Raw genomic sequence first — 20,585 nt, 5'->3', positions numbered from 1 at the left:
CGGCGGCCCGGCCGACAGGGCCTGTCCTCGGCAGGCTCTCAGCCGGGACCGAGCGCGGCCGACCGGTCCAGGTCGAGCAGCTGCGACGCCGCCACGTTGTAGCCCGCCTGGAACCGGCTGGTCGCCTGCAGGTCCTCGGTGATCTCCGCGATGTGGCGCCGGCAGGTGCGCACCGACATGCCGAGCCGGCGCGCCACCATCTCGTCCTTGTAGCCCTGCACCATCAGCCGCACGATCGCCGCCTTCAGTTCGTCGTTGACGGCCGGCGCCTTGGTGGACTCGGCGGTGAACGGGCTGCCGTTGTTCCACATGTACTCGAAGACCGAGCACAGGAAGGTGACCAGCACGGGCTCGCGCACGATCGCCGCCCCCGGCGTGGCGTCGGGGCCGCCGGAGCGCTCGGGCAGGAACACCACCTCGCGGTCGTAGATGAACATGCGGTCGATCAGCTCGTCGCAGGTGCGGAACTCCCCGCCCAGGGCGACGATGTCGCGGACGTAGGCGCGGGTGGGCAGGTCGCTGCGGGCGGTGTGCTGGTAGATGGTGCGCATCCGCACGCCGCGGGAGAGCATCGACTCGGCCGTGCCGCGCGCGGTGGTCAGCGCGTGGGCCGGTCTGGGGCCGCCGGGCTGGACGATGAGCACCTCGCTGCGGCACTTCTGGCGCTGTTCGTCGATCATCGACTGGACCATGTCGGCGTCGTTGATGACGTCGAAGGCTTCGAGGCGGTTGCGCTCCCGGCGCCCCTCGAAGTAGGTGGGCAGCAACGAGATGAGCGTCGAGCGCACGCTGGTGACGGCCTGTTGGAGCTCGCGGATCTGCCGCTCGGCGTCGCCGACCAGGTCGGCCGCCGCCACGTCGGGTCCGATCGGAACCAGCACCTCCCGCCGCCCCGGCATCGGCTGGAGCAGTCTCAGATTGTGCAGGACCGTTTCAGCGCGCTCGACGTCCCGGAGCGGAATCCCCAGGCGCTCGGCGATGACCGCCCGGTCGAACCTCCCGAGGCGCACGGCCTGGCCGTAGGCGGCGGCGCTGGTGTCGTCCAGCTCCGAAAAATGTGAAACCGAATCTCGCTCCGCCATCCCGGCGGCTCACCCCCCGCTAACCGACCGCATCTGCTGTTTCAGCCTGCACGCACTTGTTGCCATGCAACAGTACGCCAGCGGCGACGCCTTGGTTATGAGTCGAACCGGACAGCAATATTGCTCCTGCCTCCGGAAGCGGTCGGAACCGGCCGGGGCAGTTGGTTGAAGACCGGATTAATTTGAGTCTCGGGGGAGACGACAATGCGATTCAATGTCCGCTATGTGCGTTGTGCGGCCGGTGTGTTCGCGGCGGCCCTGGCGTGTGTCGGCGTCCTGCTCACCACCGGCAATGCGACGGGAGGAAAGGCGCCGGCCGCCGCCACCGGCACCTCCTCGGTGACTCCGTCGTCCCACCCCACCCCGAACGGTGACGACCAGTGGACCTGACCGCGACCGACGGCTCGACGGAGCCGGACCCGCGTGACGACCGCTGGACCTGACGGTCCCCGGTCGTGACGGACGGCCGGTCGTGCGGACCGGCCCGCGTCACGGAAGACCCGCCGCGCCCCGGTGCGGGCCGGCGGGTCCAGCGCCAGGCTCAGCCCCTCACGAGAACCTCGTGGGGGGCTGCCCGCCGTACGGGGGCGGGCACGGTCAGTGCGATGGACGACAGCAGGATCTCCTCGTCCGCGAACCACCGGCCGGACAACACCTGCGGGCACAGCTCGGTGCCCGGGTCCACCAGCAGCCGGGCCCGGAAGGTGCCCTCCTCCGGGTCGACGGTGATCCTGGCCTCCTCGAAGTCCAGCTCCCGGCCGGTCAGCGGGTACCAGGTCTTGAAGACCGCCTCCTTCATGGAGAACAGCAGGCGGTCCCAGGCCACCGGGCCGCCCGTGCGCAGCAGGTCGCGCACCCAGGCGTGCTCGGACGGCAGCGCGATCGACTCCAGCAGGCCCTGCGGCAGCGGGTCGTTGCGCTCGGCGTCGATGCCGATCGAGTGCACGTCGGTCTTCCAGGCCACCGCGGCGGCCCGGTAGCCGCGGCAGTGGGTCATGCTGCCGACCAGGCGCTCGTCCCAGCCCGGCGCGCCGCGGCGGCTGGGCACGATCGGCGCGGGCGCGAGGCCCAGCCTTCCCATCGCCCGGCGGGCGCACCAGCGGACGGTGGTGAACTCGGCGCGGCGCTGGCGCACCGCATTGGTGACATGGGCTTCCTCCTCGGGGAACAGCTCGATCTCGACCAGGTCCTGTCTGGACTCCTCGGCGGAGACGCACGAGGGCAGCATGGTGGACAGCATCGCAATCCCGATCTCGCTCGGCGGCCGCTGCGGCGGGTCTTGCGGCCGCTGCGGTGGACTGCTTCCACGCTCGCCCGCCGGCGGTTCCCGCGCCCTCTGCCCGGCGCCCGGCCGCAGCGACCGGGCGCCGAAACCGCCCTCCGCCGGCGGGGCCCTGTCATCGGTGGCCGTGGCCGCCGGTCGGTCAGCCCGCCGCCAGCCGGTGGGGGAGGCCGGGCTTGTCATCCGCTTGCCATCGGGTTGTCGTGGTCATGCTGCGCAGTGGGGCCGGTAGGGGTGCCGGGCCGTCCCGGCGCGAACATACGGTGGGCGGGTGAAGCAGCCGAGCCCGTTGGACCTCAGCGCTGGATGCGGTCGCCGACTGCGCCGGGCAGGCGCCTACGTCCTCCCCTCGGCCGGTCCCGGACGGGAGCGGTGACCGCCGCCGCCGTGGGGCATGGCAAGCCCATGGCTGACATCCCCGCCGGGGCAATGCCCGCTGACCGGATTCTGCCGCCCGGGGGGAAACCGGGACGCGGATCGCACCGCGCCGAACTCCCCTGTGCCGCAGAGGAATCCGGTGCGGTGAAAGCTCGTCGTGAGGAAGCCCGCCGAGAAGGGGACGCCACCATGACGACGCAGTCGAGCGCGCCAAAGACCGCCGGACCCGGCGAAATCCGGGACCAGCTGATGCAGCGCGTCGAAACCAGGCTGGGGGGGATCCTCGCCCAGGAGCACGACCGCCGCGTCACCGCGGACCGCCGTGCCGCCGCCCTGGTCAGCGACCTCGGCGCCCTCGTGCGGGTCGGCTACCGGCTCCGCGCCGCGCTCTGCGTCGCCGGCTACCTCGCCGCCGGCGGCGACCCCAAGGGCACCGAGATCGTCGACGCCGCCGCCGCGCTCGAACTCCTCGACGCCGGGCACCTCATCCGCCACGACACCCGCGACGGCGCGGTGCTGCGCCGTGGCGTGCCCACCCTGCACGTCAGCCACGCCGCCGAGCACGAGCGCCACGGCTGGCGCGGCGAGTCCCGCCGCTTCGGCGAGGGCATGGCCGTGCTCGCCGGCGACCTCGCGCTCGCCCTCGCCGACCGGCTCGCCCTCGCGCTGCCCGCCCGCGCCCACGTCGTCTGGGACGACCTGCGCACCGACCGGGTCCTCGGCGCCTACGGCGACGCCGCCCGGGCCGGCGAGTACCAGGACGACCCCTGGCCCGCCGAGTGCCTGGAGGGCTGCGGCAGCGGCTGCGCGTCCGGCTGGTACGCGGTCGAGCAGCCGCTCCTGCTCGGCGCCGCCCTGGCCGGTCGGCGCGACCTCGACCCGCACTACGGCGAACTCGGCCGGGCGGTGCACGCCGGCTGGCGGCTGCGCGGCTTCCTCGGCGGCGGGCAGGGCTTCGACGGGATCGCGCAACTGCTGCGCGAGGTCCTCTTCGACCGGGACGCGCACGACCGGGCGGAGCTGCTCATCGCCGAGCAGCTCGACCGCGCCCGCGCCGCCCTGCGGGCCGCCCCGCTGCGCGCGGACTGGCGGGCGGAGCTGTACGAGTGCGTGGCGGCGCTGACGCGGCCGTGAGGGGTGCTGGGGTGGTGGCGGGGCGGGGTGGTGCGCGCCGTCGGTAGGTGCGCGCCGGGCTGTGGATGGTGGTGCGTGGGCTGGTTCGCGCGGGTGGCGGCGCTGACGCGACCGTGAGGTGGTGCGGTACTGCGATTCCGGTGGGGGCGCTTGTGGGCGCCGTGCCGTTCAGGCGGTGGTGATCGGCGTGGTGCGGGGCTGGCCCGGCAGGAGGCGGGCGATCCACCGGCGCAGGCCCTCGTGGCGGACGGCCCCGTGGTCGTCGCGCGGGAGTGAGCTCACCAGTTCCATGCGGGTCGGCAGGAACGCCTCGCCGATGCCGCGGGCCGCCAGGTGTTCGCGTAGCTCCAGCAGCGCGGGTGGGGGCTGGTCCGCAGCCGGGACGAGGACGGCGCACGTGCGCTCGCCGAGGTCCGGGTCCGTGTGGGCGACGACGGCCGCCTCGGCCACGCCCGGGTGCGCCAGCAGCTCCCGTTCGATCAGGTCCACCGGGGCCATGAAGATGCTTCCCGTCCGGGTGCCGGCCCGTTCGGTGACGCGGATGCCGCCGAGGCCGTCGCCGAGCGCCGTGTCGCCGGTGCCGAGCCAGCCGTCGCCGTCCGCCCAGGTCAGCGCCGGGGCCGTCTCGCCGTGGTGCCACCGGGCCAGGCACACCGACGGGCCGCGCACGCACAGGGCGCCCGGTGTCGCACCCTCGTGGCCGGGGCGGGGGAGCACGGACACCTGGAGGCCGTCCAGCGGCAGTCCGTCGCTGCGGCCCTCGCGCTCGGCCGGGGTGTCGCCCTTGGTGAGGGTGCCCATGCCGACCTCGGGGGCGCCCCACAGGTTCCGCGCCGGGGCGCCGAGCGCGTCGCGCAGGTCGTCCAGCAGCGGGCCCGCGGTGCTCGTCCGGCCGCCGGAGAGGAGCAGGCGCAGGCGGCGGAGCTGCCGGGGGCGGCGTCGCTGGGCCGCCAGGACCTCCGTCCAGTAGACCGGGGCCGCGTAGGCCTGGTGGACGCCCGCCGTGTCGAGGAGGTCGAGGCAGACGTCCGGGTCCCACACGTCCTGGCACACCCCGGTGCCGCCGACGGCGAGGGGCCAGCACACCGTGTAGAGGAGCGAGGCGAGGGACGTCAGCGGCAGCGCGGAGTAGAACACCTCGTGCGGGCGGCGGCCGGGGCCGGTGGGGTCGTGCTGCGCGGAGATGTTCGCGTAGAGGGTGTTCGGGGTGTGCAGGACGGCCGACGCGGCGGCGTCGGTGGTCATGACGGAGACGGCGAGCGCGGGGCGGTCGGCGTCGGTGCGGGGCTGCGGCGCCGGCGGGTGCGAGGTGTGCAGGAAGTGCCGGGCGAAGTCCACCGCACCGGTGGTGGTGGCGTCGCCGAGGACGACCCGGTGACGCAGCCACGGGAGGTTGCCCGCGAGGTCTGCCAGCGCCTCGGCGTGCGGGTGGCCCTCCCACGCGTCCGGGACGACGCACACCCGGGCGCCGGTCAGCCGCAGCGTCTGCGCGAGCTCGTGGCTGCGCACGGTGGGCAGGACGGGCACGGCGACGGCGCCCAGCCGCAGGCAGGCGAGCGTCAGCGCGGTGGTCTCCCACCAGGCGGGCAGCTGGTAGGCGACCGGTTCGCCGGGGCGGACGCCGAGCGCGTGCAGGGCGGCGGCGAACCGTTCGACGTGGGCGGCGAGTTGGGCGTACGTGACGGTGTGGACGCGGCGGCCGGCCGGGCGGTGCAGGCGGTGGGCGACGATGGCCGGTCGGGCCGGCGAGAGGGCGGCGGTGCGCCGGAGGTCGTGCAGGAAGGTCTCGGTGCGCCACCATCCCCCGGCGCGGTAGGCGGCGGCGACCTCGGCCGGGACGGTGACGGTGTCGAGGACGGCCGGGGTGAGGCCGGGCGCCGCGGCGGGGTTCACGGCCGCCGCCCGAGGGACCACGCGACCTGCACCCGGGAGGTGCACCCCAGGCGGCGCATCACCTGGCGGACGTGGTTGACCGCCGTCCACTCCGACAGGCCGAGGCGTTCGGCGATCTGACGGTTCGTCAGTCCTTCCGACACCAGCATGGCCACCTGGAGCTGGCGCGGCGTGAGTCGTTGCCGGTCCTGGTCCTCCTGGTCCTTGGCCGGGCGACCGGGGGCGGGCGTGGACAGGGCCTCCTGGACCGCCGCGGCGGCGTCGAGGCGCGCGCCCTCGGCGTGGGCGACGGTGAAGCCCGTCCAGCCCATGCGCGCACGCAGGCCGTCGAGCGCCTCGTCGAGCGCGGCCCCGGCGGTGGCGTCCGGCTGCGTCCCGAGGGCGGCGCGCAGGCGGCCGGCGGCGGTGATCAGGCGGGCGACGCGCGGCTGTTGGGCCGGTGCGGCGGCGAGCGTGAGCAGGGCGAACGCCTCCAGGGCGGCCGGGAGTTCGGTGCGCTCGCCGGCGGCGGCGTGGAGCGTCAGGCACTCGCGGAGGTGGCGGTCGGCCTCCGCGTGGTCGCCCCGGTCGGCGGCGATGGCGGCGGCGGTGTGGTGGGCCTGGGCGAGGCCGCGCCCGTCCCGCGTGCGGCGGGCGCCGGTCAGTGCGCGTTCCAGCACGGCGAGGGCGGGCCGCTGCTGGCCCTGCGCCCACAGGGTGCGGGCCAGCGCGGTGGCCGACCGGGCGGCCTGGCCCGCCGCGCCCATCGACTCCTGCGCGGTGATCGCCGACTCCAGGGCGGCCCGGGCGGCGGGCAGGTCCCCGGCGGCCAGCAGCGCGGCGCCGAGGCGGGCGGTCGCGAGCGTGACGATGCGACGGTCGCCCACGCGGCGGCCGGCCGCCTGTGCCTGGCGGTGGGCCTCGGCGGCGTCGGCGGGGTGGCCGAGCGCGAGGGTCAGGACACCGGAGGCGTCGGTGAGTTGGGCGGTCAGCTGCTCGGGCAGGCCGGGGGCGGCGGCGAGGCGGTCGTACCGGTCGAGGGCGGGGCGCAGGCGGCCGCGGCTCAGCCAGGGCTCCAGGCAGGCCAGGGCCGTGGCCGCCGCGGCCTGGTGGTCGCCACGCCCCTGGAGGTGGTCCAGGGCGGCCTCGGTGTTCGGGCCCTCGGCGGCCAGGACGGCGAGCCAGTGGGCCTGTTCGGTGCCCGCGAGGCGGGGTGCGGCGGCGGCCACGAGCTGTTGGTAGTGCTCGGCGTGGCGGTCGTGCGCGGAACTCGGCTGGGCGCCGCGTAGGTTGGAGCGCAGCGGCTCGGGGACGGTGAAGCGGGAGGCGGAGACGGTGAGTGCGCCGTGGTCCAGGAGCCTCTCGAAGGCCGCCGCCTCCTGGCGGTCGACCGCGCCGGAGGCGAACCCGTCGACGTGGACGGAGAGTCGGCCGAGCAACCCGAGCGCGGCCGGGTCCAGGTCCTCGCACTGCCACCGGGCCAGAGCGGCGAGCGAGCGGTGGCGGGGCGGCGCGTAGGCCGCGCCGCCGGCCAGCGAGTCCACGCCCGCCCGACGCAGCTGGTCCAGCAGCTCGTGCGGTGGGAAGAGCCGGAGCCGTCCGGCCGCCAACTCGACGGCCAGCGGCAGACCTTCGAGGAGGCGGCACAGCGCGGCGACGGCGTCCGCGTTCTCCTCCGTCAGCGCGAAGCCGGGCCGCACCCGGACGGCCCGGCGGACGAACAGCTCGACGGCGGGCACCCGGCCCAGCTCGTCCGGGCCCTCCCACTCCTCGGGCAGCGGTACGGGCAGCGGCGCCACCGGCATGAGGTGCTCGCCGTACACCCCGAGGGGGCGCAGCGCCGTGGCGAGCAGCGTGAGGCCGGGCTCGGCCGTGAGCAGGGCGGCGAGGGCGGCGGGTTCGGGGCGGCCGGCGTGGTCGCAGCCGTCGAGGACGAGGAGGAGGCGGCCGGCGGGGTCGTCGGTGGGGTCGACGGCGAGGTTCTCGGCGACGGCGCGGGTGATGCGGTCGGTGGGCGGAGCGGGGTCGGCCGTGGCGGCGAGGTCGAGGGTGACCACGGTCCGGAAGGCGGCGCGGGCCTCGCGGGCCGCGAGCTCGGCGAGGCGGCTCTTGCCGACGCCGGCCGGGCCGGTGAGGGTCAGCAGCCGGACGGCGGGGTCGTGCAGGCGGCCGGCGGTGGCGAGCAGCTCGGCCTCGCGGCCGACGAGGTCGTCGGCGCCGGTGGCGGTGGTGGGTGGGGCCGCGGTGGCCGTGGCTGTGGTCAGGGGTGTGGCGAGCGTCGTGTGCACGGTCATCGTCCCCTGCCGGTGGAGGTGTCGGGGGTGCGGGCGGTGGACGGTTCGGGCCCGCTCATCGGTCGCTCCCGGCGCCGGCCAGGAGGTGGCCGTCCGGCGCGGGCGTGCGGGCCGGCCCCGGGGCGGTGCGCAGGCGCCAGAGGCCGGGACGGACCTCGACGGCGTCCAGCGGGTCGTCGGCGCCCCGCAGCCGGCGCCGCGCGTAGGACTCCAGGCGCGGGTCGCGCAGGGTGGCGGCGACGCGGGCGCACGTGGCGAAGGCCGCGCGGGCGGCCTGCGGGGCGCCGCGTTCCAGGGCGGTGAGGGCCAGGGCGCGGTGGAGCTCGAAGTGGGCGCGGTCGGGCGCGGTGTCCGCCAGGAGCGCCCGGGCGGGGGTGAGGACGGCGTGCGCCTCGTCCACGGCGCCCGTGTCCAGCAGGAGTTCGGCCTGTCCGACCAGGATGCGGGCCCCTTCGGACGGGTCGTCGGTGAGCCCGGCGGCCTGCCGGTAGCACGCCTCGGCGCGGTTCAGGTCGCGCTGGTACCAGGCGAGTTCGCCCATCGAGCGGAGCATCCTGGCCTGCGCCCCGCGGTCGCCGGCGCGGCGGGCGGCGTCGAGGGCGAGTCCGTGGGCGGTGGCCCAGTCGTCCCAGGCGCCGTCCCGTTCGAGCGGGGTGCTGAGCGCGTCGGCGAGGCGGACGGTCAGACGCCACAGGCCGGCCTCGTGCGCCGCCCGCAGTGCGTACACCAGCTCGACCCGGCGGGGCGGGCCGTCGGGGGTGAACACGGACGCTCCGGGCAGCCGGGCGGCCTCCTCCGCCTCCTCCGCGTACCACGTGCACATCCGGGCCGTGGCCGCGCGGACGGCCGGCCCGGCGTCCCGCTCGGCGAGCAACTGCCGGGCCAGCAGCCGCAGCAGCTCGTGCTGGGCGTAGGCATCGGCGCCGACCGGCGCCAGCAGGTGCCGCCCGACCAGCGCCTCCGCGAGCACCGACGCCTCGACCGGCTCCCGGCCCAGGACGGCCGCCGCCGCGCCCACCCCGAACCGGCCGCGCGGCAGCAGGCCGAGCAGCCGGAAGCCGTCCTGCTCGACGGCGTCCAGCCGGGCGTAGGCGCCGTGCAGCCGGGCGCGCACGTCCAGGTCGCCGACGCGCAGCAGCGCGAGGCGGGAGCGTTCGTCCCGCAGGCGGGCGGCGAGGGCGGCGCGGGTCAGTTCGGGCCGGGCGGCGAGGCGGGCGGCGACGGCCCGCAGGGCGAGCGGGAGGCCGCCGCACAGGCGGGTGAGCTCGTCGGTGGCGCGCGCGTCGTCGCTGCTTCGGGTGTCGTCGGTCGCGCACGCGTCGTCGTCGGCGGTCGGGTCGGTCGGTGCGTCGGAGCCGTCCGCGCCGTCGTTGTCGGTGGTGCGGGGGGCCAGCAGCTCGCGGGCCTCGGCGCGGGTGAGTGCGCCGAGGACGACGGGGAGCATGCCGGCCGGGCCGGTCGGGGCGAGCCGGCCGGTGACGAGCGCGGTGCTGCCCGGGGTGGTCGGCAGCAGCGGGCGGATCTGCTCCTCGGTGGCGGCGTGGTCGAGCACGAGCAGCATCCGGCGCCGGGCGAGCAGCAGTTGCAGCTCCTCCACGGGTTCGCGCGGCGGCGCGGCCCCCGCCCGGCGCAGCAGGGCCGCCGCGGCCTCGACCGGTCCCAGCTCGGGCCCGTGCGAGGGCCGCAGGTCGAGGTAGACCGTCCCGTGCGGGAAGGCGTTCGCGACCCGCCGGGCCGCGAGGGCGGCCACCGCCGAGGTGCCGCTGCCGGGCAGGCCGAGCACGGCGACCCAGCCGCCGGCCGGCGCGGTCAGCAACAGGTGTTCCACCTGGGCGAGTTGATCGGCGCGCCCGGTGAAGTCCGGGTCGGGCGCGGGCAGCAGGCTGACCGGGACGGGGGCGGTGGGCTCCCCGGGGGCGGCCGGCGCGGCGGTGCCCTGCTCCGGGGTGTGCTCGACGAGTGTCGTCCGCCCCGGCGGCAGCAGTGCCTCGTCCCCGTCCAGCACCTGCCGGTGCAGGCGGCGCAGCCGCGGGCCCGGCTCGATGCCGAGCTCGTCCACCAGGGTGTGCCGCACCTGCGCGTACACCCGCAGCGCCTCGGCCTGCTGCCCGCTGCGGCACAGCGCCAGCATCAGCTGGGCGTGGAACTCCTCGCGCAGCGGGTGCTCGGTGGTGAGCGCCTGGAGCTCGCTGACCAGGGCGGCGCCCCGGCCGAGGTGCAGCTCGGCGAGGATGCGCTGCTCGACGGCGGCGAGCCGGGCCTCGCCGAGCCGGGTCGCGGCGCTCTCCAGCAGCAGCCCGTGCGGGGTGTCGGACAGCAGCGGGCCGCGCCACAGCCGGGTGGCGCGCTGCTCCAGCTCGACGGCGCGGGCGTAGCGCGCCTCCTCCAGTGCGACGGTGGCCTGCTCGTGCAGCTCGGTGAACACGGTCGCGTCGATCTCGTCGGTGCGCGCGGCCAGCAGGTAGCCGGGGCTGCGGGTGAGCAGCGTCGTGGAGCCGTGGTCGGCGTCGGCGGCCCGCAGCAGCTTGCGCAGGTGGGAGACGTACACGTGGAGCGTGCTGGTGGCGGTGCGTGGCGGGGAGTCCGGCCACAGCTCGTCGATGAGGCCGTCGACCGACACGACCTCGTTCGCCCGCACCAGCAGCGTGCCGAGGACGGCCCGGAGCTTGGGCGCGCGCGGCGCCCCGCCCCCGGCGCCGGGGGCACCGGCCGCGCCCGGGCCGACGGCTGCGTCCGGGGCGCCGGCGATCTCCAGCGGCCCCAGGATCCGGAACCTCATGTGCGCCCGGCCTCTCAGAAGTCCTGGACCACGACGGTGCGCGCCTCGGCCACGGTCCGGCGGCACTGGGTGAGCGTCACGGTGACCGGCACGGACGGCCGCCCGTGGGCGTCGCGCCCCACCGGCCCGGCCTCGGCCAGGCAGCGCAGCGGCAGGGCCGCCTCGGCCTCGCCGCGGAAGCGCACGTCCAGGGACGCGAGCACGCAGCGCTCCGCGGTCAGTCCGCGGGCCCGTCCGGCGGCCAGCAGCGAGGACTGGCGCAGGGATTCGAGCAGGTGCAGGCCGGGCAGCCGCTCGTCGCCGGGCGACCGGTGCTCGGCCGCGGCGAAGACCGGGCCGACGCCCCGGGTGAGGACCCAGGTGCTCAGCCGCTCGCGCGAGTCCTGGTCGGGCCGGGCGACGACGACGTTCGCCGCGCCGGCGCGGCCGACCTCGGCCGGGTCGGCGGCGTGCACCGGGCCCACCGGCCGCTCGTCCAGCTCCGGCGTCTCCCGTACGGCCCGGCGGTTGTGGGCGCGCAGGTTCCCGTACAGCTTGGGCATGAGGAACACCAGGCCGGCCGAACCGGTCGCGCACGGGGCGCCGTCCACCCGGGCCAGCAGCCGGAAGTCCAGGCCGCGCGGCACGCCGTTGACGACGTTGACCGGGGTGGCCCGGATCTCGGTGCTCAGCCGGGGCCGGCGGCCCGGCACGACCCGCCACGCGGCGAGATCGGTCAGGGTCAGCGCGAAGCCGTGGAACAGCCCGGTGCGGTTGACCGGGACCCCGAAGTAGCGGTGGCCGACGAACTCGCCGATCTCCCGCACCGACTCCGTCACCGTCTGCAGGTCGTGGAAGAGGCCCGGACCGTCGTTGAACAGCGGGTGGCGCACCGGCAGTTCACCGGTCAGCATGAAGTGCTCTTCGCCCAGGCCGGGGGCGTCCAGCAGGCAGTTCTCCCACGACGGCGGGCAGTGCACCAGGTGGCGGGTGCCGCTCCCGGTGGTGTCGTCGTCATGGGCACGGCGCGCGGCCGGCCGGCCGGGCATGGTGGTGACGTCCGTCATGGATTCTCCTCGCGTCGCACGGACCCGTGTCGCGTCGGCACGGACCCGTGCCCCCGGTGATCAGGGTGCGCGGACCCGTCGCGGCGGGGCCACCGGGGGACGCTGGCAGGATGTTGCACGGCCAGTACTGCGGCGGTGGCGGCCGGTGCTTCCCCGGTGGGCGGGGGGAGCCTGCGGTCAGGCCCCGGACGCCCTGGCCGGACCGGGTGAGTTGCTGCGGTGCAACTTGCGGTCAGCGTCCGGGCGGAGCCCCTGCGGGCGGGCCGCTCCTAAGCTGATCGGCGGAGCGACAGACGGACCGTCCGCCACTCGTGCCGCCGCGCCGCAGGTGCCCGCGCCGCCGACGCGGGCCGTCCGGGTCCACTCCCATCCGCGGGACCAACGGGGGGATCAATTCATGCTGATCGGACGTGAGTCGGAACTATCGGAGATCGACGCCGCGCTCGCCGCCGGCCGGGCCGGCTGCGGCCGGATCCTGCTCCTGGAGGGCGCCGTCGGCTGCGGCCGGAGCGAACTCACCGAGACCGCCGCCGAACGGGCCGCCGCCACCGGCGCCGTCGTCCTGCGCGCCATCGCCACCGAGGACGAGCGCGCGCTCGAACTGGGCGTCATCGCGCAGCTCGCGGCGTGCGCCGCCGACCGCGAGCCGGGCCTCGCGCCCGCCGCGTCCCCGGACGCGGACTCCGGTGACTTCGCGCGGGCGTCGTCCAGGGCCTCGAGGGTCGAGGCGATGCAGGCGTTCTGCACCGCCGTGCAGCGCCTCGGCGCCAGCGCGCCCGTCGTCCTCTGCGTCGACGACCTGCACCACGCCGACGACCTCTCCCGCCGCTACCTCCTGCACCTCGCCCGCCGCAGCCGTGGCGAACGGCTGGTGCTCGTGCTCTCCGAGTCCGTTCACGAGCGCGGCGACGACCCGCAGTTCCGTGCGGACCCGCAGGTCCGTGCCGCCGACCCGCTGTTCCGGACCGAGCTGCTGCGTCTGCCCAACTTCCGGCGCATGCGGCTCGAGCGGTTGGAGCGCGCGGTGATGGTCGAGGCGCTGCGGGGGCGCCTCGGCGAGAGCGCCGCCGGTGCGCTCGCGGACGCCTCCGGCGGCAACCCGCTGCTGCTGCGGGCGCTGCTGGAGGAGCGGGGGGTGTCGCTGGAGGCGCCGGCCTCGCCGGACGGGCCGGCCCCCGGCGGGCCGGCCCCCGGCGGGCCGACCCCCGCCGAGCCGGCCCCCGGCGGGCCGTTCGGCCAGGCCGTGGTCACCTGCCTGCACCGCTGCCCGCCCGCCACCCGCCGCGTCGCCGAGGGCCTGGCGGTCCTCGGCGAGCTGGCCACCGCCGAGCTCGTGGCCCGCCTGCTCGACGTGCCGCCCGCCGCCGTCGCCCGCGAGCTCGCCGGCCTCGACGCCGCCGGCGTCACCGCCGACGCGCAGGTGCGCCACCCCGCCGCCCGCGCCGCCGTCCTCGACTGGATGGACCCCGAGGTGCGCGCCTCGCTGCACCGCACCGCCGCCGCCATCGCCCAGCGCCGTGGCCTGCCCGCCGCCGCCGTCGCCGCCCAACTCCTCGCCGCCGGCGGGCCGATGCCCGAATGGGCGCCGCCCGTCCTGTGCGCCGCCGCCGAACAGCTGCTCGCCGAAGGCGCCGTCGACCGCGCGGTCGCCTGCCTCGACCTCGCCTTCCGCGGCAGCACCGACGAGGAGCAGCGCGCCCGCTTCCGCATCCGCATCGCCGCCGCCGCCGGGCGCACCGACCCGGGCGCCGCCGAACGCCACCTCGCCGAACCGCTGCGGCTCCTGCGCGACGGCCGGCTCGACACCGACGGCCTCGTGCCGCTGGCCCGTCTGCTCACCGTCCAGGGGCGCATCGACGAGGCCGTGGAGGTGCTCGGCCGGCTCACCACGCCCGCCACCGCCGCTCCCGGGCGGCCGGTGCGCAGCCGGCGCCTGGACCCGCTCGACGGCCTGACCGCCTTCCCGCAGTGGGCCGAGACCGGCTCGCCGATGGCCCTGTGGCGCGTGCCCGACCACGCGCCCGGCAACGGCGCCACCACCGCCGTCGAGAAGTTCCTGCGCGGCGTCCACCTCACCGACGGCACCCTCCCCGCCGTCGCCCAGGCCGTCCGCTGCCTCCTCCACGGCGACGACCCCGCCACCGCCGCCACCTGGAGCCAGGTCTTCCGCGCCGAGGCCGCCCGCAGCGGCGCCGTCGGCTGGGAAGCCCTCTTCGCCGCCCTCAACGCCGAGGCCAGACTCGGCCAGGGCGACCTCGCCGCCGCCGAACACGGCGCCCGCGAGGCCCTCGCCCTGCTGCCCGAAGGCCCCGAGGGAATCGACAGCCTCTTCGCGGCGGGCATCACCGCCACCCTCGTCCGCGCCCAGACCGCCCTCGCCCGCCACGACGACGCCGCCCGCGAACTCTCCCGCGCCCAGCCCGAGGGCCTCGCGGGCTCCATGCACGGCCTCGCCTACCTGTGGGCCCGCGGCCGCCACCACCTCGCCGTCCACCGCTTCAACGCCGCCCTCGGCGACTTCCTCGACCTCGGCCGCACCATGCGCCGCTGGGGCATCGACCGCCCGCTCGTCCTGCCCTGGCGCACCGGCGCCGCCGAAGCCCTCCTGCGCCTGGGCGAGACCACCCAGGCCGCCCGTTTCGTCGCCGACCAGCTCGCCACCCCCGACGCACGCCACCCGAAGGTCTCCGGGACCACGCTGCGCCTCCAGGCCGCGCTGAGCGAGCCCAAGGAGCGTCAGGCGCTCCTCACCCGCGCCGTCGAGGACCTCCGCCGCTGCGGCGACCGCTACGAACTCGCCCTCGCGCTCGACGACTTCGGTCAGGTCCTGAAGGACCGCGGCGACACCGGCCGCGCCGAGATCGTCCTGCGCCGCGCCTGGCACCTCGCCCGTGAGTGCGGCGCCGAGACCCTCCACGACCAGCTCGTCACGGGTTCGCCGCGTCCGTCGGACCGCGCGTCGGACCGCAGGTCGGAGCGCGCACCGGGACACCCGGAGGCGCCCGGCGCCGCGGCCCAACTCGGCTCCGAACTCAGCGACTCGGAGCGGCGGGTGGCGATCCTGGCCGTCCACGGCTGCACCAACCGCGAGATCGCCGTCAAGCTCTTCATCACCGTCAGCACCGTCGAGCAGCACCTCACGCGCGTCTACCGCAAGCTCGACATCAACGGCCGCCAGGCCCTCCCGATGGCCCTCGGCGCGGCCGTCTGACGCTGCCGTCCCTCTGCCACCTTCACCACCAACGGGGAGAACCGAGATGAACCAGGCCGAACGCACGCGCGCCGTCCAGGACTTCGTCCGCAAGGAGCTCATCGGACAGGAGGCCGTCCTCGACTCGCTGTCGGACGCGCCGCTGCCGCTCTACAAGTCGTTCACCGACGCCGGCCTCGCCAACTGGTGGCTGCCCGAGCAGTACGGCGGCGCGGGGGTGGGCCTGGAGGACAGCGTGCGGATCGTCAACGCCCTCTCCTACGGGGACGCGGGCGCGGCCTTCACCCTCTTCATGACCGTCCTCGCCACCACCATGGTCGACCTGTACGGCAGCGCCGAGCTCAAGCGGAAGTACCTGCCCGGCCTCGTCACCCACCCCGGCTTCTGCGCGACCCTCGGCAGCGAGCACGAGGCCGGCAGCGAACTCGGCCGCATGACCACCACCGTCCGCCACGACGGCGACGAACTGGTGTTGGACGGCAGGAAGGCCTTCTCCACCAACACCGGCTTCGCCCGCTTCGTCGTCGTGATCGCCCGCTCGACGGACGACCCCGGCGACTACAAGGCGGTCGTCGTGCCGCGCGACACCCCCGGCTTCGTGGTCGAGAAGCGCTGGGACGTCATCGGCGTCCGCTCCTCCGCGACGTACGAGGTGTCGCTCGACAACTGCCGTGTCCCCGCCGACCACGCCCTCACCGGCAACGGCCTGCGCCTGCTGGAGATCGGCCTCAACGCCAGCCGCATCCTCATCGCCACCACCGCCCTCGGCATCGCCCGCCGCGTCCGCGACCTGTGCATGGACTACGCCGCCACCAAGCAGATCAAGGGCGCCCCGCTGGAGGACAACCCCGTCTTCGCCGCGCGCCTCGGCCAGTTCGAGATGCAGATCGACGTCATGACCCACCAGTGCCTCGCCGCCGCCCGCGAGTGGGACGAGATCGCCGCCCGCCCGGACGCCGCCCAGGAGTTCTACCGCCGCGGCACCCTCAAGTCCGCCCTCGCCGCCAAGATGTTCTGCGGCCGGACCGGCTTCGACATCGCCGCCGCCGGCTCCGAACTCTTCGGCGGCCACGGCTACACCCACGAGTCCCTCATCGGCAAACTCCTGCGCGACGTCCGCTACGTCTCCGTCGTCGAGGGCGGCGACGACGTCCTGCGCGAACTCGTCTACAACCGCTACGTCCTCCCGGCAGGCAACCGCGGCTGAGGCACACACAGCGCCGCTGCGCGGGGAGTCGGCCCGGCCGACTTCCCGCGCACACGTGTGCCGCCACCACTTTCACCTCCGCGTGAGGGCCCCGGCCGGCCTCGACCCGTTCGGCGGGCGGGGCCGCGGGCTCAGACGAGGGCGCTGACCAGGACGGCGAAGGCGGCGACGAGGACGGCGACGCGGGCGTAGTGGTAGCGGTCCCAGCGGTTGCCCTGCTCCTTCCAGTCGGCGGGCCGGTTCTCGGGGGTCCACGTCTTGCTCCGGTTGTTGATCGGGACGAGCAGCAGGACCGACATGACCACGCTGACGACCAGCAGTCCGGCGGCGGTGACGACGAGGCCGGTGCCGGGGCGGTGCCATCCGGCGATGGCCCAGAGCGCGGTGAGGACGAGCGAGGAGACGTACCAGACCGGCATCACGGCGCCGAGCATCCGGCCGCCGTGGGCGCGGCCGAGTTGGCAGCTGTCGTCGGGGAGTGCGGCGAGGATCCGGTTGATGACGAAGGCGACGGAGAACTCCACCCCCACCATCACGCCGACGGACACGGTGGTGAAGACCTCGAGTGCGTTGAGCATGATGACCCCTCTGGGATTCTAGCGCCGCTAGGTGATGAGTCGATGCTAGTACTGCTGTCGCTCGATTGTCTAGCGGTGCTAGGATCAGCTCGTGTCGGTCCAGGAACGCAAGCAGCGCGAACGGGCGGAGCGCGAACGCCTCATCGTGGCCACCGCTCGCGAACTCGCCGAGCGACAGGGCTGGGGCGCGGTCACCACCCGCCGGCTCGCCGAGCGCATCGAGTACAGTCAGCCCGTCCTCTACGGCCACTTCCGCGGCAAACGCGAGATCATCGGCGCCGTCGCCCTCGAAGGCGCCGCCGAGATGGCCGCGGCTGTGCGCGCCGCGGCCCGCGCCGCGGACGGTCCGCGCGCACGGGTCACCGCCCTCGCCCGCGCCTACCTCGACTTCGCCGCCCGCAATCCCGCGGTCTACGACGCCATGTTCCAGCTCGACGGCGGCCTCGCGTTCGCGCAGGAGGACACGCCGGCGCCGCTGAAGGACGCCTTCGCCGCCCTGTTGGAGAACCTCGCCGAGGTCGCCGGGGCCGGCGACCGCCCGGGGCCGTTCACCGAGGTGTTCTGGGCGGCTCTGCACGGGGTGGCGACCCTGACCAGGGCGGGACGCCTCCCCCCGGAGTACGCCGAGGGCAGGGTGGAACTGCTCGTGGACCGCTTCGCCGTGTCCTGAGGCATCGCCCCGACGGCGCGGGCGTAGGAAGTCGGCCTGTCCGACTTCCTACGCAGCAGCCTTCGAAGGGGCCGGCCCCGCTCCCTCAGGGGTGGGGGCGGGGCCGGCGGATCGGGGGGGGTGTCAGAGGATGCCCAGCTCCTCCTCGATGAAGGCGAACATCTCGTCGTCATCCGCCGACTCGATCTCGGAGAGGACTGTCTCCTGCTCCTCGGCTTCCGAAGCAGGCGGCGCCGCTTCCGCCAGCGGGGCCAGGATGCGTTCGGCCACGGCCCTCGGGGTCGGGCAGTCGAACAGGACCGTCGTCGGCAGGCGCAGGCCCGTCTCCGCGTTGAGGCGGTTGCGGAGCTCCACGGAAGTCAGGGAGTCGAAGCCGATCTTCATGAAGATCCGGTCGGCCGGCACCGTGTCCACCGTCGAGTGGCCCAGGACCGCCGCTGCGCACTGGCGGACCAGGTCGAGGACCGCTTCCGTGCGCGTCTCCTCGTCCAGGGCCGCCATCCGCTCCAGGAAGCCCGCCGGCTCCGCCTCGGGGGCCGAGGGTTCAGCGGTCGTGCGGCGTGCCGCGACGCGGACGACTCCCCGCAGCATCGGCGGCAGCGAGCCCGGGTCCGCCGCCGCGCGCTCGCGGACGGCCGTCGTCTCCAACGCGACCGGGACGAGCAGCGGCTCCGCCAGCTCCAGTGCCGCGTCGAACAGGGCCAGGCCCTGCGCCGACGGCAGTGGAGCCACGCCCGACCGGGCCATCCGCGAGTGGTCGGCCTCGCTCAGCGCCCCCGTCATGCCGCTCGCCTGCTCCCACAGGCCCCACGCCAGCGACACCGCCGGCAGGCCCAGGGCGTGGCGGCGTTGTGCCAGGGCGTCCAGGAAGACGTTCGCCGCCGCGTAGTTGGCCTGGCCGCCCAGGCCCAGCGTCCCGGCCACGGAGGAGAAGAGGACGAACGCGGCGAGGTCCTGGTCCTTCGTGAGCTCGTGCAGGTTCCACGCCGCGTCCGCCTTGGGGCGCAGGACGCGCTCCACCTGCTCGGGCGTCAGGGACTCCACCGTCGCGTCGTCCAGCAGGCCCGCCGCGTGGATCACGGCGGCCAGCGGGGTGGAAGCGTCGATGCCGGCCAAGGCCGAGGACAGCGACTCGCGGTCGGCCGCGTCGCAGGCCGCCACCCTCGCCTCCGCGCCCAGTTCGGCGAGCTCGGCGACCAGGGCCGCCGCGCCAGGAGCGGCCAGGCCCTGGCGGCTGGTCAGCAGCAGGTGCCGCACGCCGTGCCGGCTCACCAGGTGCCGCGCCAGCATCGCGCCCAGCGTCCCCGTCCCGCCCGTGATCAGCACGGTGCCGTCCAGCGCCCGCCGGTCCGTGCCCGGGGCGGCAGCCGCCGTCAGCCGCGGGGCATACACCGCCCCGCCGCGTAGGGCGAGTTGCGGCTCGGCCAGGTCGAGGGCGGTCGCGACGGCGCGCGGCAGCGGCTCGGCCCAGGAATCGGCGGCGTGGTCGGCGTCCACCAGGACCACCCGGCGCGGGTGTTCGGTCTGGACGCTGCGCACCAGCCCCCACGCCGTCGACTCGGCCAGGGACGGCACGTCCGTGTCCTGGTCGGTGGCCACGGCTCCCCGCGTCACGACGACGAGCTGGGAGCCGGCCAGCCGGTCCTCGGCGAGCCAGGCCTGGATGTCGCGCAGCAGGGCCCGGGTCACCTCGTGCGAGGCCGCGGCCGGGTCGGCGGTGCCGCCGAGGACCGGGCGGTAGACGATGTCGGGTGCGGCGACTCCGTCGTCGAGAGCGGAAACCAACGTGGCGGTGTCGGCGTACCCGGACAGGCCCGGCAGGCTGCCGAGGACGGCGTGCGAGCCCCCCGCGGCAGCGGGGGCCAGCGGTACCGGGGCCCACCGGACGCTGAACAGCGCGTCGGCGCCGCCCGTCAACCGGGCCGGGTCGACCGGGCGCATCGCGAGCTCCTGCACGGACGCCACCGGGGCGCCCGCGCCGTCGAAGACGTCCACCGCGACCGCGTCCGGTCCGCCGCGCGCCGTCACCCGCACCCGCAGCTGCGAAGCGCCGTGGGCGTGCAGGCGCACGCCGTTCCACGAGAACGGCAGCAGCAGCGGCCCGTCCCCGCCCTCGAGCAGGCTGACGGCGTGCAGCGCGGCGTCGAGCGCGGCCGGGTGCAGGCCGAAGTCCCGGGCCTCCACGCCCTCGGGCAGCGCGATGTCCGCGTACACCGCGCCGTCGAGCCGCCAGGCCGCCCGCAGGCCCTGGAACGCCGGGCCGTACGCGTAGCCGCGGGACAGCAGGCGCTCGTACAGCCCGGAGACGTCGATCGGCTCGGCCGCGGCGGGCGGCCATTCGGCGATGGGCGACGGAACCGCGCGGCCGGGGGCCAGGAGGCCGGCGCCGTGGCGGGTCCACGCCTGCGCATCCTCGCTCCGCGAGTGGACGGTGACCGGGCGGCGTCCGGAGGCGTCGGGCTCGGCCACCACGACCTGGAGGCGGACGGCGGTGTCCTCGGTGAGCACGAGGGGCGCCTGGAGCACGAGTTCGTCCAGGCCGGGGACGCCGAGGCGGGCGCCGACGTGGAGGAGGAGGTCGACGAAGCCGGTGCCGGGCAGCAGGACGCTGTCCAGGACGCCGTGGTCGGCGAGCCAGGGGTGGGTGCGCAGCGACACGCGGCCGGTGAAGACCGTCGGGCCGCCGTCGGCGGGCTCCAGGCAGGCGGCGAGGAACGGGTGCTCGGTGCGGTCCAGGCCGAGGTCGTCGGCGGACGCCGCCGGGCGGGCCGGCTCCAGCCAGTAACGACGGTGCTGGAAGGCGTAGGTGGGGAGCCGCACGCCCGTGGCGGACGCCGACGGCCAGGTGACGGCGGTGCCGGCCGCGTGGGCGGTGGCGGCGCTGGTGAGGAGGCGGGCGAGGCCGCCGTCATCGCGGCGCAGGGTGCCGGTGGCGAGGGCGGGGGGTTCGCCGGTCGTGGCCTCGTGGGTGTCGTGGATGGCGTTGGTGAGGACGGGGTGCGGGCTGATCTCGATGTAGTGGGTGTGCCCGTCGGCGGCGAGGCCGGCGATG

At 76.0% G+C, this 20,585-nt stretch carries 13 protein-coding genes; 5 read left to right on the top strand and 8 right to left on the bottom strand.

Annotated features, from left to right (window positions below):
• Positions 1 to 38: 38 nt before the first annotated feature.
• The gene (locus tag PUR71_RS01490) at positions 39 to 1,082 is read right to left on the bottom strand and encodes a hypothetical protein (protein ID WP_329924447.1); all 1,044 of its coding nucleotides are present in this window, start codon (positions 1,080 to 1,082) and stop codon (positions 39 to 41) included.
• Positions 1,083 to 1,307: 225 nt separating this feature from the next.
• Here PUR71_RS01490 and PUR71_RS01485 point away from each other — a divergent pair, with 225 nt between their 5' ends.
• Positions 1,308 to 1,472 (top strand): hypothetical protein, encoded by a 165-nt coding sequence (locus tag PUR71_RS01485; protein ID WP_329924446.1) that lies wholly within the window; start codon positions 1,308 to 1,310, stop codon positions 1,470 to 1,472.
• A 151-nt stretch (positions 1,473 to 1,623) separates the two neighbouring features.
• Here PUR71_RS01485 and PUR71_RS01480 read toward each other — a convergent pair whose 3' ends face one another.
• Entirely contained in the window at positions 1,624 to 2,322 is a 699-nt protein-coding gene (locus tag PUR71_RS01480) for a 4'-phosphopantetheinyl transferase family protein (protein WP_329924445.1), read from the bottom strand.
• Between the two features lie 669 nt (positions 2,323 to 2,991).
• Between PUR71_RS01480 and PUR71_RS01475 the strand changes: the two genes are divergently transcribed.
• Positions 2,992 to 3,876, top strand: coding sequence for a polyprenyl synthetase family protein (locus PUR71_RS01475; protein WP_329924444.1), 885 nt, complete (start codon positions 2,992 to 2,994; stop codon positions 3,874 to 3,876).
• A gap of 168 nt (positions 3,877 to 4,044) precedes the next feature.
• Here PUR71_RS01475 and PUR71_RS01470 read toward each other — a convergent pair whose 3' ends face one another.
• From PUR71_RS01470 to PUR71_RS01455, 4 genes are read right to left on the bottom strand one after another with little or no spacing between them, the layout of a single operon-like run.
• A complete protein-coding gene (locus PUR71_RS01470) occupies positions 4,045 to 5,769 on the bottom strand; it encodes an AMP-binding protein (RefSeq protein WP_329924443.1) in 1,725 nt (574 codons plus the stop codon).
• A complete protein-coding gene (locus PUR71_RS01465) occupies positions 5,766 to 8,042 on the bottom strand; it encodes an ATP-binding protein (RefSeq protein WP_329924442.1) in 2,277 nt (758 codons plus the stop codon). The genes PUR71_RS01470 and PUR71_RS01465 overlap by 4 nt, the downstream gene beginning before the upstream one ends.
• Before the next feature lie 55 nt (positions 8,043 to 8,097).
• Positions 8,098 to 10,821 carry an AfsR/SARP family transcriptional regulator gene (locus PUR71_RS01460; protein WP_329924441.1) on the bottom strand — a complete coding sequence of 908 codons (2,724 nt, stop codon included), beginning with the start codon at positions 10,819 to 10,821 and terminating at the stop codon, positions 8,098 to 8,100.
• A 14-nt stretch (positions 10,822 to 10,835) separates the two neighbouring features.
• Positions 10,836 to 11,867 carry an AfsA-related hotdog domain-containing protein gene (locus tag PUR71_RS01455; protein ID WP_329924440.1) on the bottom strand — a complete coding sequence of 344 codons (1,032 nt, stop codon included), beginning with the start codon at positions 11,865 to 11,867 and terminating at the stop codon, positions 10,836 to 10,838.
• A gap of 397 nt (positions 11,868 to 12,264) precedes the next feature.
• Here PUR71_RS01455 and PUR71_RS01450 point away from each other — a divergent pair, with 397 nt between their 5' ends.
• Positions 12,265 to 15,078, top strand: a complete 2,814-nt coding sequence (locus tag PUR71_RS01450) for a helix-turn-helix transcriptional regulator (RefSeq protein ID WP_329924439.1) — start codon at positions 12,265 to 12,267, stop codon at positions 15,076 to 15,078.
• 46 nt (positions 15,079 to 15,124) lie between these two features.
• Complete coding sequence (locus PUR71_RS01445) at positions 15,125 to 16,285, top strand: acyl-CoA dehydrogenase family protein (RefSeq protein WP_329924438.1); 1,161 nt, start codon at positions 15,125 to 15,127, stop codon at positions 16,283 to 16,285.
• Between the two features lie 131 nt (positions 16,286 to 16,416).
• On the opposite strand, the gene PUR71_RS01440 is transcribed toward PUR71_RS01445, so the two are convergent.
• Positions 16,417 to 16,863 (bottom strand): anthrone oxygenase family protein, encoded by a 447-nt coding sequence (locus PUR71_RS01440; protein ID WP_329924437.1) that lies wholly within the window; start codon positions 16,861 to 16,863, stop codon positions 16,417 to 16,419.
• 91 nt (positions 16,864 to 16,954) lie between these two features.
• On the opposite strand from PUR71_RS01440, the gene PUR71_RS01435 reads away from it, so the two are divergent.
• Complete coding sequence (locus tag PUR71_RS01435; RefSeq protein ID WP_329924436.1) at positions 16,955 to 17,533, top strand: TetR/AcrR family transcriptional regulator; 579 nt, start codon at positions 16,955 to 16,957, stop codon at positions 17,531 to 17,533.
• A 123-nt stretch (positions 17,534 to 17,656) separates the two neighbouring features.
• Here the strand turns inward: PUR71_RS01435 and PUR71_RS01430 are convergent.
• On the bottom strand, positions 17,657 to 20,585 hold a 2,929-nt coding region (locus tag PUR71_RS01430; RefSeq protein ID WP_329924435.1), incomplete at its 5' end, for a type I polyketide synthase.

It is taken from the genome of Streptomyces sp. SP17BM10 (assembly GCF_036322405.1).
Classification (GTDB): domain Bacteria; phylum Actinomycetota; class Actinomycetes; order Streptomycetales; family Streptomycetaceae; genus Kitasatospora.
Note: the sequence above shows the minus strand (reverse complement) of the source record. Positions and strands in the feature narration are given on the sequence as shown.

Coding starts and splice junctions, on each gene's coding strand:
- PUR71_RS01490 (WP_329924447.1), bottom strand. CDS start 1,082: ATGGCGGAGCGAGATTCGGTTTCACATTTTTCGGAGCTGGACGACACC.
- PUR71_RS01480 (WP_329924445.1), bottom strand. CDS start 2,322: ATGCTGTCCACCATGCTGCCCTCGTGCGTCTCCGCCGAGGAGTCCAGA.
- PUR71_RS01475 (WP_329924444.1), top strand. CDS start 2,992: ATGCAGCGCGTCGAAACCAGGCTGGGGGGGATCCTCGCCCAGGAGCAC.
- PUR71_RS01465 (WP_329924442.1), bottom strand. CDS start 8,042: ATGACCGTGCACACGACGCTCGCCACACCCCTGACCACAGCCACGGCC.
- PUR71_RS01460 (WP_329924441.1), bottom strand. CDS start 10,821: ATGAGGTTCCGGATCCTGGGGCCGCTGGAGATCGCCGGCGCCCCGGAC.
- PUR71_RS01455 (WP_329924440.1), bottom strand. CDS start 11,867: ATGACGGACGTCACCACCATGCCCGGCCGGCCGGCCGCGCGCCGTGCC.
- PUR71_RS01450 (WP_329924439.1), top strand. CDS start 12,265: ATGCTGATCGGACGTGAGTCGGAACTATCGGAGATCGACGCCGCGCTC.
- PUR71_RS01445 (WP_329924438.1), top strand. CDS start 15,125: ATGAACCAGGCCGAACGCACGCGCGCCGTCCAGGACTTCGTCCGCAAG.
- PUR71_RS01440 (WP_329924437.1), bottom strand. CDS start 16,863: ATGCTCAACGCACTCGAGGTCTTCACCACCGTGTCCGTCGGCGTGATG.